This window comes from Gordonia hirsuta DSM 44140 = NBRC 16056 (assembly GCF_000333015.1).
Taxonomy (GTDB): domain Bacteria; phylum Actinomycetota; class Actinomycetes; order Mycobacteriales; family Mycobacteriaceae; genus Gordonia; species Gordonia hirsuta.
Genome location: NZ_BANT01000036.1, coordinates 46,092 through 58,622, shown reverse-complemented (window position 1 = coordinate 58,622; position 12,531 = coordinate 46,092). Strand labels below are relative to the sequence as shown.

Below are 12,531 nucleotides of genomic sequence, written 5' to 3'. Positions count from 1 at the left end.
CCGGACTGACCGGAGAAAAACTCGACCCCGCCCTCCCGGCGAGCACCACCGCCCTGGCCCAAGGACTCATCGGCCGCGAACACATCCTCGTCATCGCCCAGATCATGAACAAAATCCCCACCACCGCCGACCCCGCCGACCGCGACACCGCCGAAACCATGCTCGCCGACGCCGCGACCACCCTGGACCCGGGCAACCTCACCGCCGTCGGCAACCGCATCCTGGCCCACCTGGACCCCGACGGCACCCTGACCGACGACACCGAACGCCAACGCCGCCGCGGCCTGTCCATCCAAGCCCAGAACCGTCAACTCCTATCCAAAATCCGGGCCACCCTGACCCCACTGCTACGCACCACCCTGGAAACCACCCTGCACCTATGGGCCGCCCCCGGCATGAACAACCCCCAAGACCCCGACTCCCCCCACGGCACCATCGACCAACCCGGCCTGGACCAAGCCGCCCTGGCCGCAGCCGCCGCCCGCGACCTCCGCAGCCACAGCCAACGCCAACACGACGGCCTCCTGGCCGCCCTGTCACACCTGAACTCCCACACCGCCGCCGCCGCCAACGGCAACAACATCACCTCCCAAATCGTGGTCACCGTCTCCGACGAAGACCTCGCCCGCGGCGCCGGCGTGGCCTACACCGCCACCGGCACCCGCCTACCAGTCAGCGACCTGGTCGCCCTGGCCGCCGACACCACCCCCTACCTCGCCGTCTTCGCCGGAGCCACCTCCCAAATCCTCTACCTCGGCCGCTCCCGCCGCACCGCCACCAAAGCCCAACGCCTAGCACTATTCGCCCGTGACCGCGGCTGCACCGCCCCCGGCTGCACCCAACCCTTCACCCGCACCCAAGCCCACCACATGCCCGACTGGGCCCACGGCGGCCACACCGACATCGACCACCTCGGCGGCGCCTGCGGCCCCCACAACCGCGCCGGCGGCACCCAACCAGGAACCTGGGAAACCACCATCCTGCCCACCGGCCCCCACACCGGCCGCGTCGCCTGGCGACCAGCAGGCCACAACACCCCCTGGACCACCAACCCCATGTTCCACCCCGAAAAGCTCGCCCACCCCACACCACCCGGACTCCCCCACCGACTCGCCACCCCACCACCACACACCCCCAACACCACCGGACCACCCGAAGCCGCCTAACCCCACCACCAACCCCACCAACCCCGCCAACCCGGCCCACCACCAACCGGCCGGGCCACCGGCATGCCCGAAGACTGAAAGACGCCGGGGAGCGCAGGATGCGCAGGCCGCTGCGATGGCCAACGGGGCCGCTCGAAGCAGCGCCCGCCGCAAGAACGGACTGCACCCACGTCACGAAATATCCGGCCGCCCGCATCGCGGAACCGGGTTCGTCGAGGAGCCCCCACCATCACGCAAGAAGCGGCAGACGCTCGCGCAGGCCGCGAAGGGCCTCAGCCCCGGTGCAGGATGAGGATGGGAAGGAGGGAAACGGTCTCAGTCTCGCTGCAGCAGGAAGAAGTACGGGCGGGCCGAGCCGCGTTGATCCATCGCACCGAGCAGAGTGTCCGCGTCGACCATCCGGAAGTGATCAATGATCGGCAGATCGTCGTAGACCATCGCCGCACTGACCGCACCGCGGTAGGACACCTCGCGCAGCCGCGCACGATGCCGTCGTGTCCGGGCCAGCCGGAAGGCCGCACGACCCCCGGGCGGCAGCCAGCGCGGAAAGCGGTCACCGAGGCGGTTGAGTGTGCCCAACGGCATCAGCTTCGGGTTCACCGCATACAGCCGTCCGGGCGCACCGAACAGCAGCGGGTGCACGTGGTCGGCGTCGGCGAATTCCTTCCCGTACCAACCCGAGACGTCCAGCAGCCCATCCATCGGATGGGCCGTGGGGACCTCGCTGCCGTGCCATCGGCCCAGGATCTGCTCGGTAGTCACCGGCGGCAGCGAGTCGAAGATCTCGGCCGCGCGGTCGGAGTCGAGCCCGGCCTGTAGGCCCGCGATATCGGTCATCCTGCGACGACTTCGGTGGCCTGCTGCACAGCCTCGTGCGGCACCGGACAGCCGCCGGGGAACGTACCGAGCTGCGCGGTCACCACCTCGCCCTTGCGGTAGGTCTTCTGCCGGTGGGTGTCCTCGAAGCGCTTGGCGCGCAGCCGCGGCGGCAGCATGCGGACCAGTACGCCTCGCGCTCGCAACGCCGCACGGGATGCCGTCTGCACCAGCGCAGGCGGGGCGTCGTACCTGAACGCCCGCAGCAGCGGCTCATCCATCAGCGCCCGGGAGAACACCCGAACCGCCGGGCGGGCCGGGCGCGGGTAGAAGGTGGCGAACAGTTCCATGGTCATGTCCGCCACCCGGCGGCCGCCCTCGTCGTAGGCGAAGTGCTGCTGCTCGTACGAGTCCATCAGGTCGGCGAACTCGTCGTAGGTCTCCGGAATGTCCTTGATGTTCATGTGCCGGCCGAGTTTGCGGTAGTAGTTCACCACCGCGACCACCTCGTCGTAGGTCAGCGAGCGCCAGCCGTAGTCGTCGATCCAGCGCTTGGGGACCACGACGAACGTCGACAGCACGTACAGCATGTCGTCGTTGGTGATGTCGTACTCGCGATGCATCTGGTTGATCCGGCGCAGCGCCGTCTTGCCCTCGACAGCGGAGAAACCACACACCAGCGGCCGCTCCAGCAGCAGCGCGGTGTCGTCGTACCGCTTCTGCGTGTCTACGAAGCCGCCGCTGCGATCGAGCAGACCGCCGACGCTCGGGACCGCGTAGGTGCGGAACAGCGCGAAGCTGAGCGCCTGGTTGATATCCCAGGGGAAGTCGTACAGCGCCAGATTGCGGTACATCTGCTCGAAGTCGGTCTTGGGGTCCAGCCCCCGGTTTCGGTTCCAGCGGAACATCAGATGGCCTTCCTCGTCAGCGGGCACGCAGCGTTGGTTCGCCTGAGCATAAGTCAACTTATGGACCGCGGCAAGGGCTTTGCCGACATGGCAGAATCGGCACCATGAGCTCGGCCGACCACGAAAGCGCTGCTACCCAGACTTCTCCGCTGCGGGAACGCTTTCTGCAGGCCGGGATGCGAGTGCTCGCCCGCGACGGCTACCCGGGGTTCAAACAGGCTGCGGTCTGCGCTGAGACCGGCCTGACCACCGGCGCCTTCTATCACTCCTTCCGCAACTGGAAGCAGTTCGAGACCGCGCTGATCAGCCACTGGCGCACCGAGTCGACCGATCAGCTGGTGGCCTGGCTCGACATCCAGCCCGCGTCGGCCGAGCGGGTTGATGCGCTGATCCGGGTCGCCCTGGACCTGCCCCACCGTTCCGAGGCCGCCATCCGGGTCTGGGCGGCCGGCGATGCGCAGGTGCGCAGCGCGCTGGAACAGGTCGACGCGGTGCGCCGGGAAGCGGTGGCGCGCTACTCCTGCGAACTCGGAGTCGCCCCCGAACACGCCGCACGGCTGGCATCGACGGCCATGCTGCTGCTGATCGGTCATGAGATGGGCGACGGCCCCCTCGCCGACCTGGAGTGGAGCATGCGGCATCTGATGGACACCGACCCGCACGTGCAGGCGGCGCTGGCGAACCATCCGGTCGCCTGAGACCTACCCTCCGGCTCTGACTCAGTCCGGCTCTGGCTCAGTCCGGCAGCGAGGAGTAGTCGGCCACCTGCCCGCGCGCCGGCGCCTGCTTCATCGCCCACAGCATGCGCGGCAGGGTGCGCAGCGGCAGCCGGGCCGGCCAGGCGTCCGGACGCATGAGCGCCTCGGTGCCGCCGTCGACGGTGACCACCGCGCCGACCATGAAGTCCGCGGCCGGCGAGAGCATGGTCATCGCCCAGTCGGCGATCTGCTCGGGTGTGCCGTACTCGCGCGCCGGCACCGGGAAGCTGCGCACCTGTTTGCCGGTGGGACTGTCCAGCTGCGATCGCAGCAGCGGAGTCATCACCGGGCCGGGAGCCAGCAGGTTGAGCCGGATCCCCGAGCCCGCCCAGTCGGCGGTCACCGCATGTTCGCGGCACCAGTGGCTCACCGCGAGCTTCGAGGCGGCATAGGCGATCGCCGGCGCCAGCTGCCGTCGTCGCACGATGATGCGGGTCGCCGCCTCGGTGTCACCGCGTTTGAGCTGCGAGATCGCCCGGGCCGGAACCAGCGGTGTGGATGTGGTCGAGTTGGATCCGACGACGACGACTTTGGCCTTGTCGCCCGCGGCCAGCGCGGGGCGCAGGCCGTCGAGCAGTTCGGTCACACCCAGCACGTTCACCTCGACGATGGTGCGTTCGGCCCCGCGTCTGGGTCCGAGCCCGGCCGCCAGCACCGCACCGTCGAGCCGCCCATCACACTGCGCCAGCACCTCGTCGATCGCCAGCTGCCGGCCGGCCGGTGTCGACAGATCCGCCACCACCTCGGCCTCTGCCCGATCGACGCCGATCACCCGATGATCGGCGTCGCGCAGCCGCGTCGCGATCGCCGCGCCCATACCGGACGCCGATCCGGTCACCACATAAGTCCCCATGAGATCCCCTCTGTCCGGGGCCTCGAATCGGGCACCGCCTACTCCAGCGTAGACAGGTCCGGTGAGGCCCCGCTGGTGTCCGGAAAGCCTGCTGCCACGTGCGCTCGAGCACCCGGCCTGGGGCACCCGGCGGGGCTACGTCTCTGCGCTACCGGCGTCCGGGGTCGCCGCATCGTCGACCCGGTACACCCGGCGGGCGTTCTCGTAGAACAGATGCGCCAGCAGATACTCGCCGCGGTCGCCGAGGACATCGAGCAGCGCCCCGACGGTGACCCCGATCGACGCGTTGTGCCCGTCCAGTGGGGCGTTGGAACCAAAGATCACCCGGCGCGGGCCGAAGCGGTCGACCACATGCAGCACCAGCGGCCCGATCATGTCGGCCAGGATGTGCTGGCCGCCGATGTTGCCCGACTTCTCGTTCCCGTACCCCAGGATGGGCGAGGCGATCGCACTGATCTTGACCAGCACGTTCGGTCGCGCGGCGAGCATGGCCATCCGCTCGCGCCACAGGTTCAGGATGTCGGCGCGGGCGGCGGCGGTGGCGCCGGTGGAGTTGCCGACCGGACCGAAGACACCGGCGGGCAATCCGAGATGTTCGACGACGAAGGTCGCCTCCGGGTAGCGGTCGGCCACCTCGACCAGCTCGCCGAGCTGATGCGAATAGCAGAGCGTCTCGATCACCAGACCGCGCCGGATCAGGTCGGGCAGCACCCGCTCGACGTGCGCGGTGGCGAACGCGTCGGGCGTGGACGTCCAATCATGCACCAGCGGATCGGGATGCCGGGCCCAACGCAACCGCACCCCGCGGATCAGGTCGTCGTCGTCCTCATCGAGCAGTCGTCGTACACCCAGCCCCACGGCGCGCTCGTCCAGCGGCACGATCACCCCGCCCAGCCGCGGCATACCGTCGACCCCGTAGGGCTGCGCGAGCAGATGGTCCAGATCGCGCTGGAAGGCCTCGGGGCTGTCTTCGGCGGATTGCCGCCGGCGCCACTGCGAATCCACGGGGATCACCGCCGACACCGGGACCCCGGCCACCGACTGCAGACCCGCCAGGTCTTTGGTGTAGTCGGCCAGCTGGTAGCGGCGGGCCAGCAGCCCCGGACCGGCGATGCCGCTGAGACTGTGTTCCTGGGTGAACTGCGAGGCGATCCACAGCAGCGGGCGGGGCAGGGCGCGTAGGACCGGGACCGACGCCCGGCCGATCCGCTGCAGACTCCACGGCGGAGTCCGCGGATCAAAGAAGTGGACTCGCGCATCGATGATGCTCGGGACCGTCCCCACCAACGTCGCCACGACGATAAGCGTCCCACATCACCGGGCCGAGTGCGCGTCTGGAAAACGAATGCGTCGGTGCACAGGACTATTCTGTGAAGGGGCCGTAGGCCGATCAACGACGTCGAGGCGAGGGAAGAGGTTCTGTCATGAGCGAGACCGCTCGACCGGTACTGCATGATCTGCGTGATCGCCTCGCCGCCGACCCGGACACCTTCGCCCGCAATGTCTTCGCCCGGCTGTTCGGTTCGGCACCGACGCTGCGCGACATGTTCCCGGCCCACTTGAGCCATCTGCGCGAGGCCTTCACCGATGTGATCGAACACGTCCTGGACGTGCTCCCCGGCGACGACGGCCACGACGAGCTGATCGAGCTGCTGGCCCAACTCGGGCGGGACCACCGCAAGTACGGGGTCACCGAGGAGCACTACAACGTGATGGCGCAGGCGCTGGTCGACGAGGCCGCCGCGGCCCTGGGACCGCGGTGGGACCGCGCGACCGCCGAGACCGTCGCGCAGGCGATCATGCTGACAACCGGGGTGATGCGCGGTGCGGCGCAGAGCGTTCCCGGTCCGGCGACCTGGCGGGCGCAGGTGGTGCAGAAGTTCGACATCAACCGTGAGCGCGTCGTCGTCCGGTTGATCGCGCTCGACCCGATGCCGCAGTTCCGCGCCGGCCAGTACCTGGAGACGCGGATCCCGCAGTGGCCGCACGCCTGGCGCAACCTGTCACCGTCGATCCCCCCGAACGACGCCGGGGAGCTTGAGTTCCACGTGCGCTCGGTACCCGGCGGGCACGTGAGCACCTCGATCGTGAAAGAGACTGCGCCCGGCGACATCTGGACCTTCGCTCAGGCGCACGGCACTTTGCAGGTGGAGGCCGGCCGGTCCGTTCTGATGGTCGCCGGCGGAACCGGGCTCGCACCGCTGCGGGCGATCCTGCTGTCGATGGCGCTGCACGCCGATTCGGCGCCGACGCATCTGTTCTACGGCGCCCGGTTCCCCGGGGAACTCTACGAGCTGGGCATGCTGCGCGAACTCGCCGCGGTCAACCCGTGGCTCAAGGTCACCGCCGTGGTCGACGACAGCACCGATCCGTGGTGGGTCGAGGGCGCCCCCGATCCGCACCAGTGGGGCTTCGAAGTCCTGCGCGGAAGAGTCGGCGACATCGTCGCCCAGTACGGCGACTGGACCGACCGGCAGGTGCTGATCGCCGGTCCCGCCGACATGATCACCTCCACCAAGCTGAAGCTGCGCATGGCCGGAGTGCCCACCGATCAGATGCAGCACGACCCCGTGCTCGACTGAGTCTGCACCGACCCATCTGCTCGCTGCCGCGACCCCCGGCGCTCTCCGGGCCCCCGGCGGGCGTGTCGCTCTCCGGGCCCCGGCGGGCGTGTCGCGACTCATTTCGCCATGTCGCGCCGTCAGGCGGGCAGCGACCTGCCAGAATGAGTCGCGACACGCCGCCGACAGGGCCCGAGCCGCTAGAGGATCTCGACGACTTCGTCGAAGTCCAGGCGCGGCAGCCGGTCGAACCAGCCGTTGTCGGCGGGCTTGCCCATGTTGACCGCGACCATCACCCGGTGCCGGCCGTCGGGGAAGAACTCCTTCGACACGCCTTCGGCATCGAAGCCGGTCATCGGGCCGGCCGCCAGGCCGAGGGCGCGGACACCGACGATGAAGTAGCCGACCTGCAGGCCGGTGTTCAATTCGGCGGTAGCAGCGCGTGCCTGCTCATCTCCGGCGAACACGTCGCGGGCACCCGGAAAGTGAGGGAAGGTCTTGCCGAACTCGTCGTGGAAGTCGACGTCGGCGGCCAGGAGGGCTACCGCCGGCGCGGTCCCGGTCTTGGCGCGGTTGCCCTCTGCCATGTGCGGCAGCAGCCGGGCCTTAGCCTCATCGGACCGCACGACGACCACGCGCAGCGGCTGGGAGTTCATCGCCGTCGGCGCCCACTTGACCAGGTCGTAGATCGCCTCGATCTGTTCGTCGGTCACCGGCTCGTCGGTGAAGGCGTTGGCGGTGCGTGCCTGCCGGAACAGCACGTCCTGCGCAGCATCGTCGATCAGGGGCTCGACACGGGTCGAAACAGGGGTGCTCATGTGTCCGTTCAACGGCTCCTCCTCGTCAAACCATCCCGGCCAGACCAGTGATCTGCCCCACCGCACCTACGACGACCCCACGAAGTGAGGGCCCCACCCCGTCACCGGGGTGAGGCCCTCTCCTCGTGTTCCTCGTCGTGGTTCAGGCGCGTCGGCGTCGCTGACGCGGCTCCCACACGACCACCGAATTAGATCGCTGCACGTGCACCACCTCGCCGCCGTTCCCGGTCGTCCGCCGGTTCAGCTCGGCGACCTTGCGGTGCAGCTGCTCGAGTTCATCGCTCAGCGCGATGATCCTCTTGATCCCGGCCAGGTTGACGCCCTCGTCCTGCGACAGGCGTTGGATCTCCCGGAGCCGGGCAACGTCGCGCGGTGAGTACCGGCGGCCACCGCCGCTGGTGCGCTGCGGGGTCACCAGACCCAGCCGGTCGTAGGTCCGCAGGGTCTGCGCGTGCATGCCCGACAACTCTGCCGCCACCGAGATCAGGTAGGTGGCTGTGTCATCTCGCTCTTTCTCGCGCATGATGCGTCACCGTCCCCAGCCCGCCCGCGGGTCGAAGCCGTCGGCCTTCTCGGCCTCCGCGTATGCCTTCATGGCATCGAGCGCGGCCTCGTCCAACTTGGGCGGCACCGCCACCTTGACGGTCACCAGCAGGTCGCCGGCACCGCCGGCACGCTTGGGCACCCCGCGGCCCTTGAGCCGCAGGACCCGGCCGTCGGCGGTGTGCGGCGGAATCTTGACGCCCACCTTGCCGTCGAGGGTCGGGACCGAGACCGTGGCTCCGAGCACCAGCTCGGAGAAGCTCACCGGCAGGGTCAGTTTGAGATCGTTCCCCGACCGGGTGAACAGCGGATCGGGGGTCACATGGACCGTCACGTACAGGTCACCCGAGGGGGTGCCCCGCTGACCGGCTTCGCCCTGCCCGGTCAGCCGGATACGCTGCCCGTCCTCGACGCCCACCGGAATCTTGACGTTGATGGTCCGCTTGCGCACCTGCACGCCGCTGCCGGAGCAGTCCGGGCACGGCTCGTCGATCCGGGTGCCGGTGCCCTGGCATTCGGGGTCGGGTTCGGCGAAGCCGAAGTGCCCCTGATCCCGCTGAATGAAGCCGCTGCCGTTGCATGCGGTACAGGTCCGCGGACTGGTGCCGGCCTTGGCGCCGCTGCCGTGGCACGACGTGCACGGCGACGGGCTGGTCACCTCCAGCCGGATGGTGTTGCCCTTGACCGCGTCGCGGAAGGCCAGCGTAGTCTCGGCCTGCAGATCGTTGCCGCGGCGCGGTCGCTGGGGTTGCTGGGCGGCCCGACCGCGGCTGCGGCCCATGCCACCGAACAGGTCGCCGATGTCGAAGCCGGCACCGCCGCCCCCGCCGCCGGCGCCGAACAGGTCGCCCAGGTCGCCGATATCGAAGCCACCGGTGGTGGTGTAGCCGCCTCCGCCGGGCCGCGCGGTGAAACCGCCGGCGCCGCCGAACGGGTCGCCGCCGCCACCGCGGTAGCGGCCACTGGCCATCAGCGCACGAGCCTCGTCGTACTCTTTGCGCTTCGTTGCATCGGACAGCACGCTGTTGGCCTCGGAGACCTTCTTGAAGCGCTCCTCTGCGGCGGTGTCGCCGGGGTTGCGGTCCGGGTGCAGCTGGGCTGCGAGTTTCCGGTAGGCCTTCTTGATGTCGGCCGCCGATGCATCCGAAGCGACGCCTAGATCGGCGTAGAAGTCTCGGTCGAGCCATTCGCGTTGTACCGCCATTCCGGCGTCACCTCCTTGTTGTTCGTGTCGAAGTTGTTCGTGTCAGTTTTCAGTCTTGTCAGTCCAGTCTTGCCGGTATTCAGTTCTGCTCGCCCGGTGCGGGCGTAAAAGTCTCTCGTGCGCGGAGACCGGGTGCGGATCGGCGCCTTCGCGCCCACAGATCCGCACCCGGTGCCATCACGCGTCTTCGGTGTTCGCGGCGCCGGGCGCCGCCGGATCGCGATCGGTGACGATGACCATCGCCGACCGGATCACCTTGTCGCCGACCTGATAGCCGGGACGGAACACCGTCCCGATCACCGGATCGACGCCACTTCCCTCATTCTGGATCGCTTCGTGACGCTCGGGGTTGAATTCCTCCCCCGGAGCCCCGAATCGGACCAGTTGCTCGCCGGCCAGGATGTCGCCGAGCTTGTCGGCGAAGGCCTTGAGCGGCCCCTCCTGCAGATCGCCGTGCTCGCGGGCACGGTCGAAATCGTCCAGCAGTGGCAGCAGCTTCTCCAGCAGCCGGGCCTTACCTCCGGCTGCGGCCTGCGAGAACTCCTCGGCACTGCGCCGTTTGAAGTTCTGGAATTGAGCTCGTTCCCGCTGCAGCGCCTCGGTGAGTTCGACCACCTGTGCCTGCTCCGGCGAGCCGCCGCCCGCGGCGGGGGACTGATCCCCCGCCGCAGCGGCGTCCTCGACGAATTCGGCTTCGACGGTCACGTCCTCTTCGGGCGCACCGGGTTCACCGGCATACGGCTGGGTCACTTGTCGTCCGCCGGATCGTCGACGACCTCGGCGTCCACCACCTCGGCGTCCACCACATCGTCGTCACCGGAACCACCGGCGGCGTCGGCGGGCGCCTCGTTCTGGGCGTTGGCGTAGATCGCCTCACCCATCTTCTGCGAACGCTCCGAGAGCTTCTCGATCGCGCTGCGGATGGCGGCCGTATCGGTGCCCTTGAGCGCCTCGTTGGCCTCCTCGACCGCACCCTTGACGTCGCTGATGACGTCGGCGGGCAGCTTGTCCTCGTTGTCCTTCAGCACCTTCTCGGTCTGGTGGACCAGGGACTCGGCCTGGTTGCGGGTCTCGGCCTCTTCGCGACGCTTGCGGTCCTCCTCGGCATGCAGTTCGGCATCCTTGACCATGCGGTCGATCTCGTCCTTGGACAGGCCCGAGCCGTCCTGGATCCGGATGCTGTTCTCCTTGCCGGTGCCCTTGTCCTTCGCGGTGACGTGCACGATGCCGTTGGCGTCGATGTCGAAGGTCACCTCGATCTGCGGGACACCCTGCGGAGCCGGCGCGATGCCGCCCAGTTCGAAGCTGCCGAGCAGCTTGTTGTGCGTCGCGATGTCGCGCTCGCCCTGGTACACCTGGATCTGCACCGACGGCTGGTTGTCCTCAGCGGTGGTGTAGGTCTCCGACCGCTTGGTCGGAATGGTGGTGTTCCGCTCGATCAGCTTGTGCATGACGCCGCCCTTGGTCTCGATACCGAGGCTCAGCGGGGTCACGTCCAGCAGCAGCACGTCCTTGACGTCGCCCTTGAGGACACCGGCCTGCAGTGCGGCGCCGACGGCGACCACCTCGTCCGGGTTCACGCCCTTGTTGGGCTCGCGGCCGTTGGTCAGATCCTTGACCAGGTCGCTGACCGCGGGCATACGGGTCGAGCCGCCGACCAGCACCACCTGGTCGATGTCGTCGACCTTGATGCCGGCGTCCTTGATGACGGCCTCGAACGGCGTGCGGCAGCGGTCCAGCAGGTCCTGGGTGATCTTCTGGAACTCGGCGCGAGTCAGGGTCTCGTCCAGGAACAGCGGGTTCTTGTCCGCGTCCACGGTGATGTACGGCAGGTTGATCGTGGTGCTCTGGCTGGCAGACAGCTCGATCTTGGCCTTCTCGGCAGCCTCACGCAGACGCTGCATGGCCATCTTGTCCTTGGTCAGGTCGATGCCCGAGGTGGCCTTGAACTTGTCGACGAGCCAGGTGACCAGGCGCTCGTCCCAGTCGTCGCCGCCGAGCTTGTTGTCGCCGGAGGTGGCACGGACCTCGACCACACCGTCGCCGATCTCCAGCAGGGAGACGTCGAAGGTGCCGCCGCCGAGGTCGAAGACCAGGATGGTCTGTTCCTTACCGCCCTTGTCCAGGCCGTAGGCCAGGGCCGCGGCGGTGGGCTCGTTGACGATACGCAGGACTTCCAGGCCGGCGATCTGGCCGGCTTCCTTGGTGGCCTGACGCTGAGCGTCGTTGAAGTAGGCCGGCACGGTGATGACCGCTTCGGTGACGTCCTCACCCAGGTAGGCTTCGGCGTCGCGCTTGAGCTTCATCAGCGTGCGGGCGCTGATCTCCTGCGGCGTGTACTTCTTGTCGTCGATCTCGGTGCTCCAGTCTTCGCCCATGTGGCGCTTGACCGAACGCACGGTGCGATCGACGTTGGTGACGGCCTGGTTCTTGGCGGGCTGACCCACCAGGACCTCGCCGTTGCGAGCGAAGGCGACGACGGACGGAGTGGTCCGGGAGCCTTCGGCGTTGGTGACGACGACCGGCTCGCCACCCTCGAGCACCGACAGTGCCGAGTTGGTGGTGCCCAGGTCGATTCCGACAGCACGTGACATATGTGTGTTCCTCCCAGTTGACGGCCCCGATGGGGCCGGTTGTCTTCCAGCGGGCCGAGGGCCCTGACTTCTGTATGGTCTCCAGAAACTTCAGTGCCGCACACTCAAGATGTAGAACGCCGGCGCGCTGCCGTCAAGCCATCTTGAGTCGCTCACACTCAAGCTTCTCGATCAGTACAACCGCACTCCCCCCGGAAAGCTTCCCAAAGTTGACAGCAATACGCTGAACTTTAGCGTGATCCTCGTCACGTGGGGATGGTTCGTGCCGCCGGCACCCGAGCACAGCCGTCACGCACAACCGTCACCAGCG

12 protein-coding genes are annotated in these 12,531 nt (G+C 68.4%); 3 read left to right on the top strand and 9 right to left on the bottom strand.

The window, feature by feature from the left end; genetic code table 11:
- The coding region (locus tag GOHSU_RS17345) for an HNH endonuclease signature motif containing protein (RefSeq protein WP_005942181.1) at window positions 1-1,166 on the top strand (1,166 nt) is incomplete at its 5' end.
- 315 nt (window positions 1,167-1,481) lie between these two features.
- Here the strand turns inward: GOHSU_RS17345 and GOHSU_RS12405 are convergent.
- Both GOHSU_RS12405 and GOHSU_RS12400 read right to left on the bottom strand, forming a co-directional pair.
- Window positions 1,482-2,003 carry a DUF4334 domain-containing protein gene (locus GOHSU_RS12405; protein WP_005942180.1) on the bottom strand — a complete coding sequence of 174 codons (522 nt, stop codon included), beginning with the start codon at window positions 2,001-2,003 and terminating at the stop codon, window positions 1,482-1,484.
- Window positions 2,000-2,890, bottom strand: coding sequence for an oxygenase MpaB family protein (locus GOHSU_RS12400; RefSeq protein ID WP_005942179.1), 891 nt, complete (start codon window positions 2,888-2,890; stop codon window positions 2,000-2,002). The genes GOHSU_RS12405 and GOHSU_RS12400 overlap by 4 nt, the downstream gene beginning before the upstream one ends.
- A gap of 104 nt (window positions 2,891-2,994) precedes the next feature.
- Here GOHSU_RS12400 and GOHSU_RS12395 point away from each other — a divergent pair, with 104 nt between their 5' ends.
- Window positions 2,995-3,588: a TetR/AcrR family transcriptional regulator gene (locus GOHSU_RS12395; protein WP_005942178.1), complete on the top strand. Its 594-nt coding sequence runs from the start codon at window positions 2,995-2,997 to the stop codon at window positions 3,586-3,588.
- 37 nt (window positions 3,589-3,625) lie between these two features.
- On the opposite strand, the gene GOHSU_RS12390 is transcribed toward GOHSU_RS12395, so the two are convergent.
- Window positions 3,626-4,501: an SDR family oxidoreductase gene (locus GOHSU_RS12390; protein WP_005942177.1), complete on the bottom strand. Its 876-nt coding sequence runs from the start codon at window positions 4,499-4,501 to the stop codon at window positions 3,626-3,628.
- 135 nt (window positions 4,502-4,636) lie between these two features.
- Complete coding sequence (locus GOHSU_RS12385; protein ID WP_005942176.1) at window positions 4,637-5,797, bottom strand: amidohydrolase family protein; 1,161 nt, start codon at window positions 5,795-5,797, stop codon at window positions 4,637-4,639.
- A gap of 128 nt (window positions 5,798-5,925) precedes the next feature.
- On the opposite strand from GOHSU_RS12385, the gene GOHSU_RS12380 reads away from it, so the two are divergent.
- Entirely contained in the window at window positions 5,926-7,083 is a 1,158-nt protein-coding gene (locus GOHSU_RS12380) for an FAD-binding oxidoreductase (protein ID WP_005942175.1), read from the top strand.
- Between the two features lie 179 nt (window positions 7,084-7,262).
- Here GOHSU_RS12380 and GOHSU_RS12375 read toward each other — a convergent pair whose 3' ends face one another.
- The 5 genes from GOHSU_RS12375 to dnaK form a co-directional block, all read right to left on the bottom strand.
- Window positions 7,263-7,880 (bottom strand): malonic semialdehyde reductase, encoded by a 618-nt coding sequence (locus GOHSU_RS12375; RefSeq protein ID WP_005942174.1) that lies wholly within the window; start codon window positions 7,878-7,880, stop codon window positions 7,263-7,265.
- Window positions 7,881-8,022: 142 nt separating this feature from the next.
- Window positions 8,023-8,403, bottom strand: coding sequence for a heat shock protein transcriptional repressor HspR (locus GOHSU_RS12370; protein WP_005942173.1), 381 nt, complete (start codon window positions 8,401-8,403; stop codon window positions 8,023-8,025).
- Between the two features lie 6 nt (window positions 8,404-8,409).
- Window positions 8,410-9,627 (bottom strand): molecular chaperone DnaJ, encoded by a 1,218-nt coding sequence (gene dnaJ, locus GOHSU_RS12365; RefSeq protein ID WP_005942172.1) that lies wholly within the window; start codon window positions 9,625-9,627, stop codon window positions 8,410-8,412.
- A 177-nt stretch (window positions 9,628-9,804) separates the two neighbouring features.
- Complete coding sequence (grpE, locus tag GOHSU_RS12360) at window positions 9,805-10,377, bottom strand: nucleotide exchange factor GrpE (RefSeq protein ID WP_005942170.1); 573 nt, start codon at window positions 10,375-10,377, stop codon at window positions 9,805-9,807.
- Window positions 10,374-12,221: a molecular chaperone DnaK gene (gene dnaK / locus GOHSU_RS12355; RefSeq protein WP_005942167.1), complete on the bottom strand. Its 1,848-nt coding sequence runs from the start codon at window positions 12,219-12,221 to the stop codon at window positions 10,374-10,376. The genes grpE and dnaK overlap by 4 nt, the downstream gene beginning before the upstream one ends.
- Window positions 12,222-12,531: the final 310 nt, after the last annotated feature.

What these genes read in the sequence shown, in the direction of transcription:
- dnaJ (WP_005942172.1), bottom strand. Translation starts at nt 9,627, where the DNA reads ATGGCGGTACAACGCGAATGGCTCGACCGAGACTTCTACGCCGATCTA.
- GOHSU_RS12370 (WP_005942173.1), bottom strand. Translation starts at nt 8,403, where the DNA reads ATGCGCGAGAAAGAGCGAGATGACACAGCCACCTACCTGATCTCGGTG.
- GOHSU_RS12390 (WP_005942177.1), bottom strand. Translation starts at nt 4,501, where the DNA reads ATGGGGACTTATGTGGTGACCGGATCGGCGTCCGGTATGGGCGCGGCG.
- GOHSU_RS12380 (WP_005942175.1), top strand. Translation starts at nt 5,926, where the DNA reads ATGAGCGAGACCGCTCGACCGGTACTGCATGATCTGCGTGATCGCCTC.
- GOHSU_RS12375 (WP_005942174.1), bottom strand. Translation starts at nt 7,880, where the DNA reads ATGAGCACCCCTGTTTCGACCCGTGTCGAGCCCCTGATCGACGATGCT.
- GOHSU_RS12405 (WP_005942180.1), bottom strand. Translation starts at nt 2,003, where the DNA reads ATGACCGATATCGCGGGCCTACAGGCCGGGCTCGACTCCGACCGCGCG.
- dnaK (WP_005942167.1), bottom strand. Translation starts at nt 12,221, where the DNA reads ATGTCACGTGCTGTCGGAATCGACCTGGGCACCACCAACTCGGCACTG.
- GOHSU_RS12400 (WP_005942179.1), bottom strand. Translation starts at nt 2,890, where the DNA reads ATGTTCCGCTGGAACCGAAACCGGGGGCTGGACCCCAAGACCGACTTC.
- GOHSU_RS12395 (WP_005942178.1), top strand. Translation starts at nt 2,995, where the DNA reads ATGAGCTCGGCCGACCACGAAAGCGCTGCTACCCAGACTTCTCCGCTG.